At 41.2% G+C, this 22,608-nt stretch carries 22 protein-coding genes; 4 read left to right on the top strand and 18 right to left on the bottom strand.

Annotation, left to right across the window (positions count from 1 at the left end; translation table 11 throughout):
- Positions 1-131 precede the first annotated feature (131 nt).
- Positions 132-3,389 carry a chitobiase/beta-hexosaminidase C-terminal domain-containing protein gene (locus B5X70_RS02215; protein WP_079556246.1) on the top strand — a complete coding sequence of 1,086 codons (3,258 nt, stop codon included), beginning with the start codon at positions 132-134 and terminating at the stop codon, positions 3,387-3,389.
- 80 nt (positions 3,390-3,469) lie between these two features.
- Here B5X70_RS02215 and B5X70_RS02220 read toward each other — a convergent pair whose 3' ends face one another.
- The 12 genes from B5X70_RS02220 to B5X70_RS02275 all read right to left on the bottom strand — a co-directional run bounded on the left by B5X70_RS02220 (position 3,470) and on the right by B5X70_RS02275 (position 14,003).
- Positions 3,470-3,658 (bottom strand): hypothetical protein, encoded by a 189-nt coding sequence (locus B5X70_RS02220; protein WP_079556247.1) that lies wholly within the window; start codon positions 3,656-3,658, stop codon positions 3,470-3,472.
- 27 nt (positions 3,659-3,685) lie between these two features.
- Positions 3,686-4,129: a DUF2752 domain-containing protein gene (locus tag B5X70_RS18540; RefSeq protein ID WP_079556248.1), complete on the bottom strand. Its 444-nt coding sequence runs from the start codon at positions 4,127-4,129 to the stop codon at positions 3,686-3,688.
- The gene (locus tag B5X70_RS18545) at positions 4,101-4,304 is read right to left on the bottom strand and encodes an LITAF-like zinc ribbon domain-containing protein (protein ID WP_079556249.1); all 204 of its coding nucleotides are present in this window, start codon (positions 4,302-4,304) and stop codon (positions 4,101-4,103) included. The genes B5X70_RS18540 and B5X70_RS18545 overlap by 29 nt, the downstream gene beginning before the upstream one ends.
- 379 nt (positions 4,305-4,683) lie before the next feature.
- Positions 4,684-5,139, bottom strand: coding sequence for a V-type ATP synthase subunit K (locus B5X70_RS02235; protein WP_079556250.1), 456 nt, complete (start codon positions 5,137-5,139; stop codon positions 4,684-4,686).
- 32 nt (positions 5,140-5,171) lie between these two features.
- On the bottom strand, positions 5,172-7,010 hold the full coding sequence (locus tag B5X70_RS02240; protein WP_079556251.1) for a V-type ATP synthase subunit I: 1,839 nt from the start codon (positions 7,008-7,010) through the stop codon (positions 5,172-5,174).
- Positions 7,007-7,606 carry a V-type ATP synthase subunit D gene (locus B5X70_RS02245; RefSeq protein ID WP_079556252.1) on the bottom strand — a complete coding sequence of 200 codons (600 nt, stop codon included), beginning with the start codon at positions 7,604-7,606 and terminating at the stop codon, positions 7,007-7,009. Before B5X70_RS02245 ends, B5X70_RS02240 begins: the two co-directional genes overlap by 4 nt.
- A 59-nt stretch (positions 7,607-7,665) precedes the next feature.
- On the bottom strand, positions 7,666-8,985 hold the full coding sequence (locus B5X70_RS02250) for a V-type ATP synthase subunit B (protein WP_079556253.1): 1,320 nt from the start codon (positions 8,983-8,985) through the stop codon (positions 7,666-7,668).
- Positions 8,986-9,009: 24 nt separating this feature from the next.
- Positions 9,010-10,776: a V-type ATP synthase subunit A gene (locus B5X70_RS02255; RefSeq protein WP_079556254.1), complete on the bottom strand. Its 1,767-nt coding sequence runs from the start codon at positions 10,774-10,776 to the stop codon at positions 9,010-9,012.
- The gene (locus tag B5X70_RS02260) at positions 10,760-11,626 is read right to left on the bottom strand and encodes a DUF2764 family protein (RefSeq protein ID WP_232468297.1); all 867 of its coding nucleotides are present in this window, start codon (positions 11,624-11,626) and stop codon (positions 10,760-10,762) included. The genes B5X70_RS02255 and B5X70_RS02260 overlap by 17 nt, the downstream gene beginning before the upstream one ends.
- On the bottom strand, positions 11,623-12,237 hold the full coding sequence (locus B5X70_RS02265) for a V-type ATP synthase subunit E (protein WP_079556255.1): 615 nt from the start codon (positions 12,235-12,237) through the stop codon (positions 11,623-11,625). Before B5X70_RS02265 ends, B5X70_RS02260 begins: the two co-directional genes overlap by 4 nt.
- 433 nt (positions 12,238-12,670) lie before the next feature.
- Positions 12,671-13,237, bottom strand: coding sequence for a DUF3267 domain-containing protein (locus tag B5X70_RS02270; RefSeq protein WP_079556256.1), 567 nt, complete (start codon positions 13,235-13,237; stop codon positions 12,671-12,673).
- A gap of 193 nt (positions 13,238-13,430) precedes the next feature.
- A complete protein-coding gene (locus B5X70_RS02275) occupies positions 13,431-14,003 on the bottom strand; it encodes a hypothetical protein (RefSeq protein ID WP_079556257.1) in 573 nt (190 codons plus the stop codon).
- A 305-nt stretch (positions 14,004-14,308) separates the two neighbouring features.
- On the opposite strand from B5X70_RS02275, the gene B5X70_RS02280 reads away from it, so the two are divergent.
- Complete coding sequence (locus B5X70_RS02280) at positions 14,309-14,941, top strand: SagB/ThcOx family dehydrogenase (RefSeq protein WP_079556258.1); 633 nt, start codon at positions 14,309-14,311, stop codon at positions 14,939-14,941.
- 11 nt (positions 14,942-14,952) lie between these two features.
- Here the strand turns inward: B5X70_RS02280 and B5X70_RS02285 are convergent, their stop codons facing one another.
- On the bottom strand, positions 14,953-16,212 hold the full coding sequence (locus tag B5X70_RS02285; RefSeq protein WP_079556259.1) for a PLP-dependent transferase: 1,260 nt from the start codon (positions 16,210-16,212) through the stop codon (positions 14,953-14,955).
- Between the two features lie 161 nt (positions 16,213-16,373).
- On the bottom strand, positions 16,374-16,955 hold the full coding sequence (locus tag B5X70_RS02290; protein ID WP_079556260.1) for a hypothetical protein: 582 nt from the start codon (positions 16,953-16,955) through the stop codon (positions 16,374-16,376).
- Positions 16,956-17,063: 108 nt separating this feature from the next.
- Here B5X70_RS02290 and B5X70_RS02295 point away from each other — a divergent pair, with 108 nt between their 5' ends.
- Both B5X70_RS02295 and B5X70_RS02300 read left to right on the top strand, forming a co-directional pair.
- On the top strand, positions 17,064-17,357 hold the full coding sequence (locus B5X70_RS02295) for a DUF2752 domain-containing protein (RefSeq protein WP_079556261.1): 294 nt from the start codon (positions 17,064-17,066) through the stop codon (positions 17,355-17,357).
- Between the two features lie 10 nt (positions 17,358-17,367).
- Positions 17,368-17,718: a TM2 domain-containing protein gene (locus B5X70_RS02300; RefSeq protein ID WP_079556262.1), complete on the top strand. Its 351-nt coding sequence runs from the start codon at positions 17,368-17,370 to the stop codon at positions 17,716-17,718.
- A 326-nt stretch (positions 17,719-18,044) separates the two neighbouring features.
- Here B5X70_RS02300 and B5X70_RS02305 read toward each other — a convergent pair whose 3' ends face one another.
- Genes B5X70_RS02305 through B5X70_RS02320 form a run of 4 tightly spaced genes read right to left on the bottom strand, consistent with a single transcriptional unit; the run spans position 18,045 to position 22,594 of the window.
- The gene (locus B5X70_RS02305; RefSeq protein ID WP_079556263.1) at positions 18,045-18,521 is read right to left on the bottom strand and encodes an NADH-quinone oxidoreductase subunit NuoE family protein; all 477 of its coding nucleotides are present in this window, start codon (positions 18,519-18,521) and stop codon (positions 18,045-18,047) included.
- Between the two features lie 53 nt (positions 18,522-18,574).
- Positions 18,575-20,347, bottom strand: a complete 1,773-nt coding sequence (locus B5X70_RS02310; RefSeq protein ID WP_079556264.1) for an NADH-dependent [FeFe] hydrogenase, group A6 — start codon at positions 20,345-20,347, stop codon at positions 18,575-18,577.
- 35 nt (positions 20,348-20,382) lie between these two features.
- Complete coding sequence (locus B5X70_RS02315; protein WP_079556265.1) at positions 20,383-22,176, bottom strand: NADH-quinone oxidoreductase subunit NuoF; 1,794 nt, start codon at positions 22,174-22,176, stop codon at positions 20,383-20,385.
- A 25-nt stretch (positions 22,177-22,201) separates the two neighbouring features.
- Positions 22,202-22,594: a (2Fe-2S) ferredoxin domain-containing protein gene (locus B5X70_RS02320; protein ID WP_079556266.1), complete on the bottom strand. Its 393-nt coding sequence runs from the start codon at positions 22,592-22,594 to the stop codon at positions 22,202-22,204.
- Positions 22,595-22,608 lie beyond the last annotated feature (14 nt).

Here is a 22,608-nt window from a genome sequence, read left to right on the forward strand (position 1 = left end):
GGTTTATTTTTTTTATTATTAGAAAGTAGCGTTTACAGTTAACAAATAATTGACTAAAATCAACTTGAACAACCGACAAATAAAAACTAAATTTATGACCAAATAAAACAAATCATTAAAACTGTATTACTATGACAAACTTGATACCCAGAAATTGTTTACTATTGCTATCTTTTCTCCTAATGGCTGGCATAGGAATTATGCAGGCTCAGGGATTTGAAGATTTTGAAAATCACAACATCCCTGATGGAGGAACCTATAGAGATGGTTTTTTTGTTGGGAATAATGGTATAACTTGGAATTATTATCATGTTACTGGCGAGCAGACTTACCCTATTGATGGGAAAGGTGTTTTGCTAAGAAGATCTGGTGAAAACAGCCGAATCGTTTCATCAACAATCACTGGTGGAATTGGAAATTTCTCAGTCCAAATGAGAAAAGCGTTTACATCAACCGGTGATCGTCAAATTGAGTTGGTCATCAATGGTGAACCTATTGCACAGTCGCAGGCATTTGGCAGTGCCTCAGGAGCTGATGAAACCATTCACACGTTTTCTGTAGATAATATTAATATAGATGGTGATATTACAATTGAAATAAGGCATATAACTGGTGGAACACAAAACAGGCAGTTAGTCATCGACAACCTAACCTGGACAGCCTTCGACCCCGATGCTCCACAAGCAGTGGCCAACCCAGCCTTTTCTCCGGCATCAGGTAATCTGTTTGAACCCACAGAAGTCTCAATTACCACCACAACCACCGATGCTGACATCTACTACAAAACATTGGAAGAGGGAGACTGGATTCTTTACGAAGAGGCCATTATGGTTTCTGAAACCACCACCATTTGGGCGTATGCAGAAAAAGACGAAATGGAGGACAGCGATGTTGTTAGCGCTACTTACACCTTCCCCATTGAAGTTGCCAGCATTGCTGAACTTAGAAAGGTTGAAAGAAACAACAACTTCTACACCATTTCAGGAGAGGTTGTCATTACATACTTTACCGAAAATAGCCGAAACCAGGTTTATATTCAGGACAAGGATGGCAGCGATGCTCTACTTATTGATGACAACAGTATAAACATCACCACTGAATATGAGTTGTATGACGGCATTGCAGGCCTTACAGGCCAAATCACCGGTTTCCGAAATATGATGCAGTTTGTACCTTCTGTTGATCCGGGAAGTGCTGCCTCACAAAACAATGAGATGACTCCCCAAACGTTATCAATTGATGATTTGAAAACATCTTTCACCAATGACACCGCCGATTATCAGGGGCAACTGGTAAAAATGGAAAATGTACTTATCATTTCCGAAGCCACAGAATTCTCACAAGGAGGAGCTTATCAACTGCGTGACTTACATGGCAACACCCTGACCATGCGCACCCCATACCCCGATAAAGATTATCTTGATGAACCCATCCCCGACAGTTGGCAAAATCTGACAGGTGTCATTCTTCAGGAAGACGATCTGGTCATTTTTATCCCGAGGTTTTTAAGTGATTTTGAGGAATCTGATATCAATGATAATCTTGCAGCCATACCGGTAATTGATCCGGCCGGAGGTTATTTTATTGAACCCATTGAAGTAAACATCACAACCGACACCGAAGATGGTACCATCTGGTATAATTTCACCGCACCCGATGCAGACGAACCGGAATGGATTGAATACACCGGAGCCATAACCATTACTGAAACCACGCACATTTGGGCAAAAACTAAAAAAGACGGAATGAATGACAGTCCGCTCGCCCATGCATTTTTCGATTTCCCGGATCCTATGGTTGTGCCATTTATGACAACGTTCTCCATACAGGAAAACTGGGATTTGGTATCTGGTGCGACCTCCTATGGCCTAAAACATTATGAAGAAGGAGGGTGGTACTTTACGGCTGAAAATTCAATACGTGATACAGACGTCACATTTGAGGAATCTAACTATTCTTTAAGAAACCGCGACGACTTAACCATCACAAACCTTTTACCAATAGATGGTCTTGGCGGTTTCAGGCTGTGGTTAAGAGAATGGAGAAATAATCCAAAAAGTGAACGTGAGGTACATTTGAGCGTTGACGGAGGAGAAAACTTTACACTTATTGAAGTTGTTGACGCTAACTGGGCTCCCAATGAAGATGACTTTCATCCTCTCACATACTATTTCCCTGATGGTGCTCAAAGTTTTTCAGCAGAACAAATTATTATTGTTTTTTATGGTGATACAGACAATAATAACCGAATGCGCGTAGGCGCCTTCGAAGCACTGGAAGAGAGCAATGTGGTTGCAACTCCGTCAATAACACCAAACGGAGGAGTACTTTTTGAGCCCACACCGGTTGCCATTGAAACTTCAACTGCAGATGCCACCATTTGGTACAAAACAACAGAGGAAGGAGATTGGGTTCTATACGAAGAGGAGATTCTCGTATCGGAGAACGTAACTCTCTGGGCTTATGCCGAGAAGAATGAAATGGAGGACAGTGAAGTAGCTTCTGCCACTTTCACATTCCCAACAGAAGTCGCTTCTATTGCAGACCTCAGGAAAGTGGAGAGAAACAATGACTATTACAGAATTACAGGCGAAGTGGTATTTACCTTCTTTACCTCAAATCGTAATCAAAAGTACATACAGGATAAAGATGGTGAAGCAGCCATTTTAATTGATGATAACAGTGGTATTATTGCCGGCGATTATGATTTATACGACGGAATAACTGGCTTAACCGGGCAATTAACAGATTATGAAGGAATGCTACAGTTTGTTCCGGCAACAGATCCGGGTGAAGCCACCTCCACTGAGAACACAATCGTTCCGCAGGAAGTCACGTTGTTAACATTGATTACAGCATTGACCAATGACACTTCCGACTATCAGGCCAGACTGGTAAGCGTCAAAGATCTGACCATCAACACCGAAGATCCGGTATTTGAAGCAGGCACCAGCTACGAACTTAAAGATGCGGAGGATTACACCCTAATCCTGCGTACAGCTTATGCAGATCTGGATTATATTGATATGGAGATTACGGATAAAAAATATCATATAACCGGCGTAATTTTACAGTTCAGAGATGACATACAATTGGTCCCACGAGCCTGGGCTGATTTTGAAGAGGTGATAGAATCAGGGTTTAACTCAGCCGAAGCAAAAGGCTATAGTCTTTCACCAAACCCGACCCAGAATGTTTTAATAATTCAATCTCCGGATGTTATGGCATCCATTAAACTTTACAACATTTCAGGATCATTAGTAAGATCAGCTATTGTAAATTCATCAAGCCATAGCTTAAATGTGAGTGATTTGCCAAATGGTGTTTACCTGATAAAAATTACCGACATTGATGGTGAAGTAGTGATGAGCAGAATCATAAAAAAATAGAATAACCAACTTTAATATGTAACAAAACAGGGTTGTCGTAAACGACAACCCTGTTTAATTTTGTAATGGAAGATTCAACTTCATTTCCTCTTCCGTTCCTCCCGATCCTGAGAAGTGGCACAACTAATGCCGCGTTTGGTCAGTTCCTTATTCCCTCCAACGTGGGTGTTTACCATTCCTCCTTTTTTCTTTAAAAACACCCCCACAGACATTAAAATGGCTACCACAACCATTAACGCTATTGCCAACAATATCACTTTAAAAGTCATAATTTAATATTTTAACAAGGTTGAAACTCATAAACCATCCGCTGCAGCAAACCCTAAAACCAACATCAGCAACCAATTAGCCCCAAGAATAACCACAAAAATAATAACAATCCTTGAGGAGATAAAAAACATCCGATTTTTTAAAAGGGATATAACAGAGATGGAGATCAGAAAAAACTGATAAATAATAAGAATCAACCACAAAGGGTTTAGCATGAAACTGTTGCCATAATTACCTGCTAAAGCGTTACAAACCGCGCGGGAATAACCGCATGTAGGGCACGGGAAACCGGTCAGAGTGCGAAACAAACAACTTATACCATATTCTCCTGAACAGCTAATAAACGGGTACAGCAATGTTGCAGAGCACAAAACAACAATCAGAAAATATATGATTTTTCCTGTTATGGTTAGAAAACCATCTCTTTCCAGGACGCAAAATCTATCCAAGCCTGCTGCCACACCTAGCACACTTTCTGATTTCCTCTTTTGTGCCTGATGTTACAAATGGAATCCAACACAAAGGCAGACAGAAGAAAAGCAGCAAACCAAACAACACCCAACCGGTGGAAGATATTCTTCTTTCAAAAACAGGTATCCCTTCATGGCTACAAAAAGGGCATTTTAGCATAATAGAATGATACATAAGGGTAAGTAAATAAGGATTAATATCTTTTGACCATCTGGCCAAAGACAGTTGTCAAATATAATAAAAATAGCCAGAAAGCGATTTTTTTTGTTAAAAAAATCGTTTTCTGGCTATTTAACGTCATATTGATATAAGAAAAGCGACAGTCTGAAAACAGGAAACACTTAACTAACCAAAAATTTTATAGGTATCGCACAGAAAAAAATGCCTAAACAATAAACATGTTCGTCTCCACAAATACAACAGAGCTTTTGGTTAACGTCTTATTTCAGGCGTCCACTTTTCAATTATACACTAAATTATAAAACAGCCAAACTTTAGAATGCTTAAAAAGCATCAAAACTTTGACAACGTTTCTCTTTGTTGATGGTCAAAGTTAAGCAACAGATTGACCAATAAGAAATGCAGCGGCCAAAGCAATGATTGAATACAGCTCAGGGAATACAGCCAAAACGATGGTTTTACCTCCAACATCATGACCTGAACTAACTGCTGCAATACCGTTGGCACAAATAGTCCCCTGGCCATAAGAAGAGAACAAACCAGCAACTCCAACAGCCATTCCGGCTCCTAAAACAGCAGCACCTTGCAACCAGGTTGGGTCAGTAAGTAGTCCAAAAAAATTACTCATTAAGAAATAACCGGCAAATCCATATAATCCCTGACTACCGGGCAAAGCCGTTAATAATAGAAAAGTTCCCAATCCATCAGGCTTCTTTTTCAATGCTCCAACAGCAGCACTTCCGGCAATTGAACATCCAAATGCACTTCCTGTTCCGGCTAATCCAACCATTAAACCGATTCCGATGTAAGCTAATACAATAGGTTCCATTTTTTTTGTTTTAATTTGAAATCAACGATTATTTATTCTACACTTTTTTCGGCAAAAGGCGCATAGGCCTTTCCGCCTCCGGTGAAACCGGCATTTTTATAAAACTCTACAAATGTCAAACGAATGGGGTGGACAAAGGCACCCAACCCTGCCATAAATATGGTCATACTGTGCCCAATAACTAATACAAGAACCATCACAAGAGGACCTAAAATAATATTATCAGGTTTCAAGCTAAATGCCAACTGGTTAAACACAAAACCAAGAATAGCACTGGAAATTCCCAGGGCAAACAGACGAATGTATGAAAGGACATCTCCAACTAACCCAGTAAGCATTCCGTAAACATCCCATAATCCGGCCAGAAAATTCATCAGAATATTTCTCTTGGGATTACTAAATAACAAAATCAAAGCTCCTGAACCTATAAGCACCCCATTCTGACTGTACGATGCAACTGTTTCATCAAATGCTCCTGTTATTTTTAGAACATACGTTACTCCACTTCCAATAAGCAATATGAGCCAACCAACAGTACTGTATGCATACCTAAAACTTCGTGCAATGGAAATATTTATGATCTTCAGCACCATTGCAAAAAGTATCTGAATCACACCCAGAGATAGTGCCAGATAGAACATGTAACTGGGATCAATCATATACTCTTTAAACCTCTCAAGCCATGCCACTTCCGCCTCCATCAGGTTGATTCCAAGGAATGTTCCGGTAAAAACACCAAAAACCACCGTAGATAATCCCAACCATTGCGCCAGAGTAAGAATACGTCTGAATTTTACATCTTTTACTTTGGCATATTTTAACCAAAAGGCAATGGCGATAATCAACAAACCATAGCCGGCATCGCCCAACGCAAATCCAAAAAACAGCATGTAAAAAGGAGCAAAGAAAGGAACTAAGTCCAGCTCCTTGCTATTTGGCAACTCATACATGTTACCAATTGGCTCAAACAAGCGCGCAAAACGATTGTTTTTCAACAAGACAGGGACCTTTTCATCATCGCGGCTGTTTTTTGCCACATAAAGAATATTGTTCTTATCCAGATAGCTATTTAATTCATCGACTTTGGGTTTAGGCACCCACCCTTCAATTAACATCACCTGGTCTTCCACTTCTTTCTCAGTTTGATGCCAAGCATTGCTCTCGTCCAACTCTCCTTTCACAACTACAGAATGAGCTTCTAATGCATCCATGCAATGGGCAGCAATAAGATCCAGTTCAGAGTTAAATATTGCAATTTCCTTTTTAATCTCTTCCTGCTCCTTGCGAATTGCCCCTAAAGATTTATCGGGTAATTGTAACTCCTCTGCTCCGGGAAGTTCAATGGGATTCTCAGTTCTATCCTCGCTCTTATCAATCATTAAAAAATAGCGATAATCTCCCTGATCACTGATTACCTGAATAAAAAAATCATCCTCCCAGGCTGGCTTGTATTGCTTTGTGCGGCAAACCAAAAACCGGAAATAAACTCCCGAATTTTCAAGTTCCTGAACCCGATCAATTGAGAAATCGCCCCAGGGCATTAACTGCTGAGCTTCTTTTTCAAGATGCCCCACCTGTTGATTCAACTGTTCGAGTTTACCTTCCACTTCCCGAATGCGATTCAACACCTCATCCCCGCTCTTCAAAGCTGGTTTGTCTCCTTCCACATTCTTATCCTTAACCCTGTCGCGCATCTGACCAATGGTACGGGTCAGATCGGTGTGTGATCGAAAAAGTTCCTGCATTTTTGATGTAGGCTCCTTTCGCTTGGTTTCTATGTGTAACACGCCCAGGTGTTTCAAATCCTTTAGAAACGATTTATACTCGGCATGATATACCAGAAACGAATATTTAAGCATTGGTACTATCATAATTGCACCTCCTGTTCCTGACGGGTTTTAACAATCTTCTGCGCCGATTTCGATAAGTTCTCCTCATCCTCCAGGAATCGTTTGATTTTTCTCATGGCATCCTCAAATCCCGGGATCTGAACCTTTTCATAAAGATTCACCTTTTGGGTGGTTTTCTTCCGTGCATGTTCAAGCAGTTCCATTTTTCGGAGCCACACCTCCCGGTTGATACTAATTTCGGCCAGTTTTCTCAGGATGTCAATCCCATCGGGAAACCAAACCGGTTTGTTAAAAGGATTATACGGGGCAATATCAAACCTCACCTCATCAAGCATAGGCGTCTGCACGCCGGCAATTTTCTTCGCCGACAGAATTACGTCCTCAACCCTTAAAAGTGATGCATCAAACTCTCCCCATAGCCTTACCATGTCGTCGTAACGCCTTAGTTCCTGTTCCAGCTCCTTTTCAAGTTTAGCAGCCATGTCTCTGGCGCGCTTCACCTCGCTTCTCAAAGCCGACTCCTTGTTTTTAAGCGTTGGTAAAGCTCGCTGGCGCACCTTCAACTGCTTGTCAAGGGTTTGAAGCGATGTTTTATTATATTGAAATTTTATTGCCATCTTTAAAAAAGATATTTAGAGTTTTAGATATTAGATGATTAGATAAATCAATCGAACATCTACTTCTGCCAATATTTTTCGGTAAACTCCCCTTTGATACCTACTTCAGCTTTATTAAAATGCTTAGAGAAAAGTTCCCATGAAATGTTAAGCATGGTATCGGTATCCACATTCACATCAATGGCCAGAAGTTTATCAGAATAAGACTTGGCAAACTCCAGAGTACGCTCGTCATAATCGGTAAGGTCGAAACCATTTTCCAACTTCGTGCGGGCGTTGGCAGCATCTGCATACAAACGAATGGCAGCGTTCATCACTTGTGGGTGATCCTCGCGGGTCTGCTTTCCAATCACCAACTGTTTCAATCGCGACAATGAGCGGAATGGGTCAACTATTACTTTACCAATATCAGTATCACGACGCAAGAACAGCTGTCCTTCGGTAATATAACCGGTATTATCTGGAATAGCATGTGTAATATCACCACCCGACAGGGTTGTTACTGCAATAATGGTAATGGAACCACCCGAAGGGAATTGAACCGCCTTTTCGTAGATACGGGCGAGGTCAGAATATAGAGATCCCGGCATACTGTCTTTCGATGGAATTTGATCCATACGGTTGGATACAATACTCAAAGCATCAGCAAAGAGCGTCATGTCCGTAAGAAGCACCAAAACACTCTCGTTTTTATCAACGGCAAAATACTCTGCTGCTGTAAGAGCCATATCCGGAACCAAGAGACGCTCCACTGGCGGATCGTCAGTGGTATTAACAAAACTTACGATGCGATCCAGGGCTCCTGCATTTTCAAATATGTTTTTGAAAAAGAGGTAGTCATCGTTGGTCAATCCCATACCACCAAGAATGATTTTATCAGCCTTAGCACGCAATGCCACACTTGCCATTACCTGATTATAAGGCTGGTCGGGGTCAGCAAAGAATGGGATCTTCTGTCCCGAAACAAGACTGTTATTGAGGTCGATACCGGCAATACCTGTAGCGATCAGCTGCGAAGGTTGCTTACGACGAACCGGATTTACCGATGGACTACCAATGTCCCGAACTTCGCCCTCAACATGTGGCCCTCCATCAATGGGATCTCCATAGGCGTTAAAAAAACGCCCGCCCAAATCATCGCTAACCTTTAGCTGAGGTGGACGTCCCATGAATGTAACCTCCGCATTAGTAGGAATTCCTTCAGTTCCGGAAAACACCTGCAATGTTACCTCGTCGCCCATCAACTTTACCACCTGCGCCATCCGGCCGTGAACGGTGGCTATTTCATCATAGCCAACATCAGCCGCGTTCAGTGTTACTGTTGCCTTGGTGATGTTGTTCAGTTTGGTATATATTTTTTGAAATGCCTGACTTTCCATTATAAATAATTTTCAGGTTACAAATTAGTTTCTCCGCTCCTTCAGAAGTTCTTCCAGGCTTTTCTCGTGTTTCTTAAACTCGTCTGATTCATATTCAGAATAGTTCATCTGCTTAAAGAAGTTAATAACCTCCTTAAAGAAACCGGAGACTTCCTCAAAATGAGCAAATTCAAATTCAGAATCGGCCACCTCCAGCACTTTTGCCAACATATATTTCTGGCGCTTTAAGGGGGTTGACGCATCAATTGAGTCAAATGCATCCTGCTGAAGAATAACAAAATCTATCAACTCAGACTTCCAGAATCTGTCGTGGAAGGACATCGGTACACTGTCATCACCCAGAATATTGATCTGTTCCATGGCTTCTTTACCACGTAACAAAATATCCTTTGCTTTAATTACATCACTCAACCAACCTTCTCCAACCACATCAACTAGATTCTCCTGCACTTCAGGATACTCAAGATATTTCGAATAACTATCGATGGGGTCGATGGCCGGATATCGTTTACTATCTGCTCGTGCCTGAGAAAGTCCGTAGAAACAACGAGCTGCCTTACGGGTACTTTCGGTAACAGGTTCTTTAAGGTTACCTCCGGCGGGCGACACGGTTCCAATAAAGGTAATGGAGCCTGTTTCACCATTTGGCAGATAAACAAATCCTGCCCGGGCATAGAAATTAGATATCACTGCCGAAAGATCCATTGGGAAAGCATCCGGTCCCGGCAGCTCTTCCAATCGGTTCGACATTTCGCGCAATGCCTGAGCCCAACGCGACGTTGAGTCGGCCATCAACAACACTTTCAATCCCATGGTACGATAATACTCTGCCAGAGTCATTGCTGTATAAACAGATGCCTCCCTTGCAGCTACCGGCATGTTTGAAGTATTTGCAATAATGGTTGTGCGCTCAATCAGTTTTCGTCCAGTACGCGGGTCGTCAAGTTCAGGGAACTCGGTAAAGATTTCCACCACTTCGTTGGCACGTTCACCACAAGCTGCAATAATTACAATATCCGCCTCGGCTTGCTTTGAGATGGCATGTTGCAATACGGTTTTACCGGTACCGAAGGGACCGGGAATAAAACCCGTACCTCCTTCAGTTATAGGATTCAATGTATCAATACAACGCACTCCTGTCTCCAGCAATTTAAATGGACGGGGTTTATGTTTATAAACCTTAACAGGCATTTTAACCGGCCACTTCTGAACCATGGTCAGAGGAATCTCCTTTCCATCCTCATCCAGAACTACTGCAATGGTTTCGTCAACGGTGTATTCACCTTCATCCACCACCGATTTCACCTCGTATCGTTTCTCCATTTTAAATGGAACCATGATTCTGTGCGGGATGCTGTTTTCCACCACTTCACCAAGCCAGCTGCCAGCCGAGACAGTCTCTCCTGCTTTGGCCAGAGGTTTAAACTTCCACTTTACTTCCCGGTTCAGCGGGTCGGTGTATTCCCCTCTTGTGAGAAAAACGCCATCCATTTTATCCAGGTCATTCTGCAAACCGTCGTAATTGCGGGATAAGATTCCCGGGCCGAGAGTCACTTCAAGCATGTGCCCCTCAAACTCAACATTAGAACCTACTCTAACGCCACGGGTACTTTCAAACACCTGAACATAAGCATTTACGCCGATCACTTTAATAACCTCTGCCATGAGCCGCTCATCATTGTGGTAAATGAAACAGATTTCATTCTGCGCCACCGGGCCATCGACTTTTACGGTCACCAGGTTGGCCACAATACCGGCAACTTTTCCTGTGGTTTTATTTTTTCTTTCCATATGCTAATGTAAATTCTTCCGGAATCTGAAAGTCTGATTCAAGATCTTTCAGCAATTGATTAAACATCTCTTTCCCTTTTTCACTGTCAAGACTCATCCATCGCTCCACAATGAATAACTTAAGCAAAAAGGCCAGCACTTTCTCGATGGTAAAATAGTTGAAGAATGTAGATTCATCTAAAAAATGCCATTTATGGTAATCTAATTTCAGCTCCCTGTCGACCATGTCTTCAGACTCGAAAATCTGAATCAGTTGCTCTATATCTGTAATTTGATTGTAGAGCCCGAAATCCCGGGTTCTGCTCTTCTTTAATGCAGAAGTAACTTCATCATCTCCAACCAGATGCTCATCAACCTTCATATTATACTTACGGGCGTTGAGAGCCATCATTAAATTTCCAATGTTTTTTTGGTACATTGATACCTCACGGACAAACTCATTTGAGCTATCCAAAAGGAAATTATAATAACCTTCTGTGAGCATTTGCTCAGCCTGATGATAATTTTCCACCAGTTCCTCCCCATGAAATTTTTCAAGAAATTCGATCATGTAGGCAGGCACAAGATCTGAATCAGCTGTTTCAATGCTTTTTCTATCCTGCAATTTCTCCATAACATCTATTGAGATGTTACCGCGGTCATCCCAACCCTTCTCTTTTTTGAACAAAAGATTAAGAAGGTTTATATGATCGTATGGCATAAACATCAATTCCACCAGAGCAAAGTCCTTTTGATTCACTTCATCTCTGAGCAATTCACGCATATCGGACGACGATATAAGCACTTTTTTATCATCAAGTGCTATATCTGGAAGTCCGGCCACTAAAGCATAATAGTTTTTTTGCATCATTTCTTCTCCTCAAAAAGAAGTTCACTGGTTTTGGGACGCAAATAGGTTTTAAAGAAGTTGATAAAATCCTGATCACTAAAACTGATCTGATAGCTACCGTCAGCAGGACCAACCTTAAATCCGGATTTTACACCATCGGAAAATGCAAGTTCCAATCCCTTGTTTAATTCATCGGCCAACTGGTTTTTAAAATGTTTCTCCAACTCCCTTTGATTCTTTTCAGACAAGACCACCTTGATATCCACACTTTCCTTTTCAGCCCAGCCCTTAACCATCTGTACAACCACCTCTTGAAGAAAGTCCATATTATTGAACAGTTCTTTTACTCCAGGTTGAACAGCTTTCATGGTTACCAAGGAGGCCAGATCTTGCTTTAATGCAGCCACAGCCTGATTAATGGACATTTTAAGTTCAGAATCCACATGCTTTTTTAGTGTCTCAGCTTTCTCCTCAGCCTCCTTCACAATGGATTCAGCGCTTTTGCGGGCATCCTCTTCGAGAGAAGCAGCTTTTTCTTTTGCCTCATTAATGATGGCTTCTGCTTCTTGCCGAGCCTTTTCAACGCCCTCATTATAAATCTTTTCAGTTAACTCCTGAATTTTTGTTTGCATAACACTTCTTTTTTGATGCTGTTGCAAGTATTTAATTATTTATTTTCTTGAAAATTGATGTAAAAAAAGGGTTTACAGACGATGTTATCGCCTGTAAACCCTCTTTTAGTGTATGTGCAGTTTAACCGATACCGGTAAAGCATTTCTCATAAATATATTTCCTTGATTTTCTTCAACCAAACATGTAAAAATAAACTATTCCTAGAAGCTGTACAAGAAAATGAACAGCATGCACCATCAAATCTTATATAAATCCATTCTAAATAATCAATGAAAGCCCTTAATAATTAACATTCTCAACAAATTTATTAAACTGTTGAAAAAAAACTAAAAAAAACCTCACAAAGCGGAAAAATTATGCTCTAAAACAAATTAAATCGGGTCTCAACTAAAAATAATGAAGTTTTTTTAGACAACAAAAGAATGTAATAAATTAATTTTCTGTAGATTTCACGATATAAAAACCCAATTTTGAGGGATGATCCTTAATCTTATCATTCCATTTTAAATTTCGTGTAAGAAAAAAAGAGACCCAGTCGCCACCACCTCCAACGCTGAAAATATAACCATAAAACAGCCATCCGGGAGACTGAATAAACCAAGCATAAATCAACGGGAACAAACCCATAACAAAAAATGGAGTTAATGCCCCAACGCGATACAATAGAACTGACATCTCTCCCTTAAAATGACACCAAGGTGAGCGAGTTTTCGGTTCAATACCAAAAGAAACTTTACGAATTCCGTCTCTAGAAAAAACCACGAAGACTAAAGCATGCAGGAGTTCATGAAATACCAAACCAAACAATACCAACAGAAGAAAGAGCATGACACTTAACAATGAAACTCCGCTAAATACGCTAAAACCAAAAACAATGAAGAAAGGCACCAAAGCAACCAGCGAGAAAGGGAATACATTACGCATAACCCAACGTGCAGCCTCTTCAACTGGAATGGACACCTCCTCATGTATATTTTCTTCTTTATTCTTCTCCTCCATAAATAAAACTCATTAAAAAAACAGATGACAGCATCCAATGGTACAAAGGTAATAAAATGAGAACAAATCAGGTTTGAACCCAATTGCGGAAAGACACAAAAAAAAGCTATCTGCAAAAGCAGATAGCTCGTTCTATCATAATTTAATTGGGTCTCACAAGAAAATGAAAGACATCTTTAAAACCTTTCAGTGATTAATTAGTCGCGACATCAACCTCTGTACTTTCACCGCCCCTGATCTCTTGCTGCAATTCTGCCAACAACCTGGTGGCTTCACGTAACCCTCTTTCTGCTTCTCGTTTTATTTCACGTCCTCGCTCAAAATCACGAGTTCCTATTTCGGATTCCCGAATAACCTCACGCATAAACTCATCATAAGCATTTAGCTCTTGACGGTAGGCCTGATCAAAATCTCTTAACTGAAGACGCAATTCGGTTAACTCTTCACGAGAGGCATTTCTCATCAATTTCTCCAATTCACGTCTTTCCTGGGTATATGCTCTTGCTCTTTCGTGCATTCTGTCAGTAGCTAGCCTGATTTCAATAGAAGTTCTCTCTCTGATGGTATCGCCTGTGGTAATTAAAGAATCTGCCATTTCAAGTCTTGACTGATATCTTTCATGCTGTTGCTTAATATTTTGAATACGTCTGTCCGTCGGATTGTTTTCAGAACTAGAAGTCCCGGCCATCATTGTAACCGGCAACAAAAACAGAGCTACTAAAACAAGAAGGATTTCTTTCCGGAGTTTGAATATTACATTTTTCATGTCTAATGGCTGTTTAGGTTTTGAATGCAACTAAGATATATATAGCTGAACAGATAACAATCAATCGGTTACAGATATGTGATAAATAGTTAATTTTTAATGACGAACGTCAAAATAAACCTGACGAACGCATAACTCCCTCATTAACTAATCTATAACAACTACGCCAATCCGGAAACTCCAATAATAACAAGACATCTGACATCAAACAGTAAAAAGGAGATTAAATTTCTTCTCTGTTGTTCATATCTTATTTTGCATTTTGCTATTTTTGAATATCTATTAATCAACTAAAACCTTTTAATATGCAACGAATTATCTTACCACTTTTATTTATTTCCGTTTTGAATGCTGCTTGTGCTCAGGACATACAACTTCCATCCCCTGACAAAACAGGTGGAATACCATTAATGCAGGCATTAAATGATCGGCAGACAACACGGGATTTTGCAGATAAAGATTTGACTCTTCAGGATTTATCCGACATCTGCTGGGCTGCCTGGGGATTTAATCGTGAAGATAAAAGAACTGCCCCATCATCGATGAACAAACAGGAGATGCTTTTGTATGTATTTCTCAAGAAAGGAGTTTATTTATACAATGCCGAGGAGCATAAACTGGAACTCATTAAAAAAGGAGATCACAGAAGCGTTGCAGGTTTACAGGATTTTGTTGCTGATGCAGCAGTAAACCTTATTTTTGTTGCTGACATGAAAAAAGCAGGTCTGGATTCACCGGATGAGATCACCCCAGAGAGCCTGATTCCATCACATGCCAACTCAGGTTTTATGGCACAAAATGTATATCTGGTAGCCGCATCAAAAGGATTAGGCAGTGTTATAAGAGCATGGATTGATGCCGATGAAGTCCACGCATTTCTGGAACTTGATGAAATGAAAAGACCATTATACGGACAATCTGTTGGTCATATAAAATAATCATGCAGTTTTTAATCCGGAATCGCTCGTTCCAGAGCCTGTCTGATATCGTTTATAAGATCATCAGAGTTTTCCAATCCAATACTGAGACGGATTAGCTGATCGGTAATACCATATAAAACCCGATCATCGTGAGCCACATCAACATGTGTCATGGTGGCCGGATGCTCAGCAAGACTTTCAGTGGAACCCAGACTTACGGCTATTTTAAATAGCTGTAAGTTATTCAAAAACCTGAATGCTTCTTCCTCCCCACCTTTAATCTCAAAGGCAATCATTGATCCGGGAGACAAACACTGACGATTATAAATTTCTCGCTGGGGATGATCATCTTCTAAAAGCCCAGGATAATAGACTCTCTGAATCTTCGGCTCATTTTTCAGAAAACGAGAAACCTTGATAGCATTTTCCACCTGTTGCTTAACCCTGATGTGAAGAGTTTCGAGACTTCTGGACACCAGCCAGCAGGTGTGCGAATCCAGGGTTGACCCAAAAAAAGTGCGCAGATGTTTCAGTTCAGCAATTTTTTCAAAACTTCCCGCGCAAGCTCCGGCGATTAAGTCGCTGTGTCCTCCTATAAACTTAGTTGCAGAATATAGAGAAATATCAGCACCTTTTTCCAATGGTTTTTGATAAACAGGCCCCAAAAAAGTGTTATCAACCACCAGAACCGGTCTTTTCCCCAATTTGTCATATTTTTCAGCCATTAAACTGCACATTTCTATGTCGATTAGAGAATTTACAGGATTACCCGGCACCTCAATAAAAATTACAGAAGGCGTTTTTCCGGGGTAATGCTCTTCAACGCGTTTAATAATTGCATCTAAAGAGTCGTTTGCCGTGAACCGCACTATATTGATCCCGTAAAGTGGCAGAACATGGTTGATGAGATGATCTGTTCCGCCATAAACCGGAGCACCATATAGCAATAAATCACCAGGGCTTAGCCAGGCGAACATAACTGCTGAGATAGCTGCCATTCCGCTGGCAAAAAATGCAGCATCATCACATTTTTCCAATGCGGCAAGTCGTTTTTCTATAAGATCAAGATTGGGATGATTCAAACGACTATATATCATTTTCTGCTCCTCTCCGGGCTTAGGTTCTCTTAACCCATAGGCCAACTCAAAGAAAGACTTACCTTCTTCTGCTGATTTAAACGCGAAAGTGGAGGTTTGATACAATGGGCACTTTACTGCGCCTAAGTGCTCTTTGGAATCGTATCCATGAGACTGCATCAACGATTCAGAGTTAAGAAATGTTCTGATCATAATACACCTTTTTCTTAAAGTTAAGAAAGTATGCCTTGAAAAACCATAACAATAGTCATGTAGGAAGGTGGGAAGGGAACAAGGTAGAAGAGTGACAAGGTGGGAAAGGTAGGAAGGTGGAAGGGTAGAAGGGTGGGAAGGTGATAGTTAAATTGAGATAATTAACGGACAGTGAACGCAGCGTCAAGATTAAGTTCATTAAGTAAGTCTGAATGCTCCTTTTTCGCACGATTCAAATTGCGTTGGGTCGATCTCATGGCCTTGTTGGCATCCTTTTTCATCTTCTCTCCTCTTTCTACAAGACGAGCCCCTTGAGTGGCATCCCGGAGCCAGTTTCTGATTTTCGCATCATCTTCTCTAACTGTAGCTCTGTGATCTCTTTCCAGATCACGCAATGTATTTCGAATAGTTCTACTCTCCGCATCACTTGCATTACGCATTTGCCGTCGCAGTTGTCTCTCTTTGGCATGATACTCATCCATTCGCTTTTGCATCTCCAGTGAAAGACTGTCAATTTTCGCCACTGCCGCATCATTTATCTCAAAACCAACCTGAATCAGAGAATCTCCTTCTAAAATTCTGTTCTCATGCCTTTGATGGGAAGCCTGTGCACGCTCAACTTTTATCTCAGCACGCTCAAGGCGTGTACTGTCACGCATTGTTAATGCCTGACCATTAGCTTTTGAAAAGATTGCCATCAATAAAATGGCAATAAGAGACGGGTATAATCTGAATGATATCATGCAATTTTGATGACTTTATTATCAGGTATTTTTATACAATGATAAAAATAAAATGCTTATTTCTAATCAAAAAGAGTTAAATTTATACATGTTATAAACAATGAATAAATGATTTCCATTAAAGCCATATTGAGCCACAAAGCCAAATATTTTGAAGCCGCTACGTGGTTGCTGGCGATTTTGTTATTGGCTTTAAACAATCCGGCAAGCAGTACACACTTTTCATTGTGCCTCTTGCATAATTTGGATATGGGGTTTTGTCCAGGCTGCGGTTTGGGACGCTCTATATCATGGTTGTTCAGGGGAGAGATTATAAAATCAATTCATAGCCATCCGTTAGGAATTCCTACCATTATAATATTAGCACACAGAATATATACCTTATTGAATAATCGCTACTAAATCAGACACCATGCAAAGAATTTTCAACTATTTACCTGAAGCAGAACTGGAAGAAGCTCAGTTTCTAAACTCTCTTCTAAAAGACAAACCTGACGAAGAGTTCAGAAATATCCTGTACATTTATCGTTCGAGACGACGCGATCCGCAAATCATTTTACTCACAACTCTGATTGGGTTTTTAGGATTTGCCGGTATTCAAAGATTCTTAATAAACCAGATTGGGATGGGTGTGTTGTATTTTTTCACCATGGGATTCTGTTTTATTGGAACGATTGTTGACCTAATCAACCATAAATCCCTGGCAACAGAATACAACCGGAAGGTTGCATTCCAGGTGATGGCGCTTTTCGAAAACCAATAACTGGATAAAAATAACATTCACATACCATTTAATAAAACCTCAAAGACCACTAAGAATTTTAAGAGGATAACAATGAATCATTGTTTAAACACAACCCAAAAAATCTATGTGGACTTTGTGGAAATTTTCCTTTGGGGCTGTCCAAAAAGTAAATTTAAATTTTCCTTATCTTTCTAATCGTAAATTACACGTTAATAATTCACCCCTAAATCCCCCAAGGGGGACTTTAAGCCTCCCTCTTGGGGGAGGTTTGGAGGGGTGAAAGCAAGGTTGTTTGACAAATTGTAAGTATTGAATATTATTAACAGACTTTTTAGACAGCCAATTCAGGCGTATTCTGATAAAATCTTCTTTACATCATCGGCCGAGACCCTTCCGTAAACTCGCTCACCAATGGTGACTACCGGAGCAAGTCCGCATGCGCCAACACATCTCAGGCAACTAAGTGAGAATTTCCCATCTCCTGTAGTTTCGCCCACTTTTACATTTAATATGCGCTTAAACTCATCCAGTACCTTTTCGGCACCTCTCACGTAGCATGCCGTCCCCATACAAATGGAAATAGGGTTCCGCCCCTTGGGCAACATACTAAAGAAAGAGTAGAAGGTTACCACGCCGTAAACATGAGCCACAGAAACATTCAATTCATCTGCAATAATTTCCTGCACTTCAGCCGGCAGATAACCGAACAACTCCTGCGCTCCATGCAAAACATTGATCAGTTCACTACCTTTATTGTCATATTTCTGACAGACCTCTTTTAGCTCCTGAATCTTGCTCTCAGGTAATTTGACACTTGCCATATCTTTGTTGTTTAATATCTGTTAAAAATTGGATCGATAGAGTTTCGGAATTATTAATGATTAACTTCAATCTTACTTTTTCTATCGAAATAATGCGTATGCAAAAGTTCATGGGACTTATCGCTGAGAGGTTTGCCCAAAAACTCCTTATACAATTTTTGGATATAAGGATTTTCATGTGATTTTCTGATGGGCTTACCGGCATCTTCTGCATATATGGCTTTTTGTCTTTTCTTTAGAATTTCTACGTCACCGTGATGGTAAGGCTGGCCTCCTCCACCGATACAGCCACCCGGACACGCCATAATCTCGATGGCATGAAATTCCGATTTTCCGGCTTTTATATCTTCAAGGAGTTTTCTGGCGTTTCCTAATCCATGGGCAATTCCGATGTTTATAGGTAGGCCGTCAAAATCGACAGTGGCCTTTCGGATGCCTTCCATTCCTCGTAACTCCAAAAAATCTACCTTTTCGAGTTTCTTTTCGGTAAACATTTCATAGGCACTTCTAATTGCTGCTTCAATAACACCGCCAGTAGTTCCAAAAATCACAGATGCGCCTGTGGATTCACCAAGCGGATGGTCAAAATCCTCATCGGTCAGTTTGCCAAAATCGAGATTGGCATTTCGAATGAGATTAGCCAACTCACGGGTAGAAATAGACAAATTAACATCGGGATCTCCATTGACCTGAAACTCTTCTCGAGTACATTCATACTTTTTTGCCAGACATGGCATAACAGAAACGACAACTAAATCTTCGCGCTTCTTCTTTAATTGCTGTGCAAAGTAAGATTTTGCAATGGCTCCGAACATCTGCTGCGGTGATTTGGCAGTGGAAGGAATATCAATCATTTCAGGGAAATGATGTTCAAAAAACTTAACCCATCCCGGACAGCAACTCGTTAAAATAGGCAGTTTAACCTCTTTATCGCCATTTAGATGGCGTGATAAGCGATCGAGAATTTCTGCTCCCTCTTCCATGATGGTGAGGTCAGCAGCAAAATCGGTATCAAACACATAATCAAACCCGAGCTTTTTGAGAGCTGCAACCATTTTCCCGGTCACCAGGGTTCCCGGCTCCATTCCAAAAGCCTCACCCAATGCGGCACGAACGGCAGGTGCCGTTTGAACTATCACGGTTTTTTGAGGATTCACAATGGCCTCCACCACTTTCCATGTAGAATCCCTTTCGGTAAGCGCAGCAGTAGGACAAACAGCGACACATTGGCCACAGTAAGTACAGGATGATTTATCCAGATCCATTTCAAATGCCGGTGCTACAACCGATTCAAATCCCCTGTTGATGGCAGACAAAACCCCAACAGTCTGAACATCATTACAAGCTGTTTCGCACCTTCGACACATGATGCATTTATCCATTTCGCGGATAATAGCCGGTGATTTATCGCCTTTATAGCGAGATTGCTCACCTTTATAATGCAATTCCCGAATACCCAGTTTCTGAGCCATGGATTGCAAATCGCAATTCCCGGATTTCGCACAGGTAAGACACTCTGCCGGATGATCAGAGAGAATCAACTCCATAACCGTGCGACGGGCATTTATTACCCTTACCGTGTGAGAGTGAACCACCATGCCTTCACTGCATTCAGTTTTACAGGCTGGAGCCAGATTTCTGCGCCCTTCCACTTCGACAACGCAAACACGGCATCCGCCGGGTTTGTTCTCGAAGTTGAGATCTTCCAGCTTCATATAACAAAGTGTGGGAATATTAATCCCTATTGATTTGGCAGCTTCCAAAAGAGTTGTTCCCCTCTCAACCACTACCGGTTTATCATCTATGGTTAATTTTACAATATCCATTCTTTTAAGATTTTTTGGTTACCAACAATTTGGAATTACTGTACACTAATGGCTCCAAACTTGCATTTTTCCAGACAGGCTCCACATTTTATACAGATACTGCTATCAATGACATGCGGAGTCTTTTTTTCTCCTGATATGGCATCCACCGGACACACCCTGTTACACAACGTACATCCCACACATAGGTGAGAGTCAATGATATAATGCATCAGCGCTTTACATTGTCCGGCCGGACACTTGCCATCAACAACATGAGCCAGATACTCTTCTTGAAAATTATCCATGGTTGATAACACCGGGTTTGGTGATGTTTGTCCCAATCCACACAAGGAGGTGTCTTTAATTACATTGGCAAGGTTACGCAGCATCCCCAAGTCTTCCTCAGTTGATTTGCCCAATGAAATTTTATCGAGCATCTCATACAATCTTTTGTTCCCGATACGACACGGAGCACATTTCCCACAGCTCTCTTCCACAGTAAAATCAAGATAGAACTTGGCCATAGAAACCATACAATCGTCCTCGTCCATAACAATCATCCCTCCCGACCCCATCATGGAACCACATTGCAGAAGGTTTTCGTAGTCGATGGGTATATCCAGATGCTTTTCGGTAAGACAACCACCCGAAGGGCCACCGGTTTGAACGGCTTTAAACTTCTTTCCACCCTTTATTCCTCCACCAATATCAAATATGACTTCGCGCAGGGAAATCCCCATTGGTACTTCAATGAGTCCAACATTGTTGACCTTTCCGGCCAGGGCAAACACTTTGGTTCCTTTGCTTTTCTCTGTGCCAATTTCTGAAAACCATTTACTTCCTTTAAGAATAATGGGAGGCACATTGGCAAAAGTCTCAACATTGTTGACGTTAGTTGGTTTTCCGTTGTAACCTTTTTCCGCAGGAAAAGGTGGCTTAACGGTGGGCTCACCTCTGAGACCCTCCATGGAGTGAATCAGTGCTGTTTCCTCTCCACAAACGAAAGCGCCCGCACCCAGACGTATTTCTACATCAAAATTGAATCCGGTTCCTAAAATATCCTTACCTATAAGACCATATTCCCGGGCTTGATTGATGGCAGTTTTTAGTCTGTTGATGGCCAACGGATACTCTGCCCTAATGTATATCAAACCGGTATCGGCTCCGATGCAAAATCCGCATATAGCCATAGCTTCAAGAACCGAGTGTGGGTCACCTTCAAGAATCGACCTGTCCATAAACGCACCGGGATCCCCCTCATCGGCATTACATACCACATATTTTTTGTCAGCCTGAGCTTTTCTGGTAAACTCCCATTTAAGCCCGGTGGGAAATCCACCTCCACCCCGACCTCTCAGACCGGACTCCTTTATTATTGCAGTTGCTTCTTCGGGTGTCATGCTTTCCAGAATTTTTCCCATGGCTGCATAACCATCGCGGGCAATATACTCATCAATATTTTCAGGATCGATGAATCCGCAGTTGCGCAAGGCAATGCGGTATTGCTTCTTATAAAACCCCATGTGTTTGGAGTCGGAAATACGCTCTTTGGTATCAGGATCAATGTAAAGAAGCCTCTCAACTTTTCGTCCTTTTACCAGATGTTCCAATACAAGTTCGCCAGCGTCATCAGGAGTCACTTCAACGTAAAAAGTGTTATCAGGCACCATTTTTACAACCGGCCCCTTTTCGCAAAAACCAAAACATCCGGTTCGTACAACCTGTACATCTTCATTGAGGTTGTTCTCTTCCAGAGCAGATTCAAGGTTAGACACAATGCCTTCGCAGTCTGAAGCGCGACATCCTGTGCCTGCACATACTAAAATATGACTTTTATATTTTCCCATAACATTCAAGAGGGTTATCAGTTTATTACTCTATTGTTTCGTAACTATCGGGAATGATACCATCAACCAGTTCACCACCCTTAATATATTTTTCTATGATTTCGGAAGCTTTTTTCAGAGTTACATCTCCAAACACCAAAGGTTGTTCACCAGGCTTAATCACTTCGATGGTAGGTTCGGCATAGCAATATCCCATACATCCTGTTTGAGTCACTACCGAAGGAATATTTTCGATATCCAACTCATTGATTAGATGGTTCATTACTTCTTTTGCGCCTGAGGCAATTCCGCAGGTAGCCATTGAGACCTTAATCTGTACCATGCTCTCCGGATTGTCGCTGTTTTCTCTGAGGGAAATCTTACTCCTGAGTTCGTCCTTCATTTTCCGAAGATCTGCCAATGTCTTAACTTTTGCCATAATTATTGGATGTT

Origin of the sequence: Alkalitalea saponilacus (genome assembly GCF_900168165.1) — a bacterium.
Lineage (GTDB): Bacteria > Bacteroidota > Bacteroidia > Bacteroidales > Marinilabiliaceae > Natronoflexus > Natronoflexus saponilacus.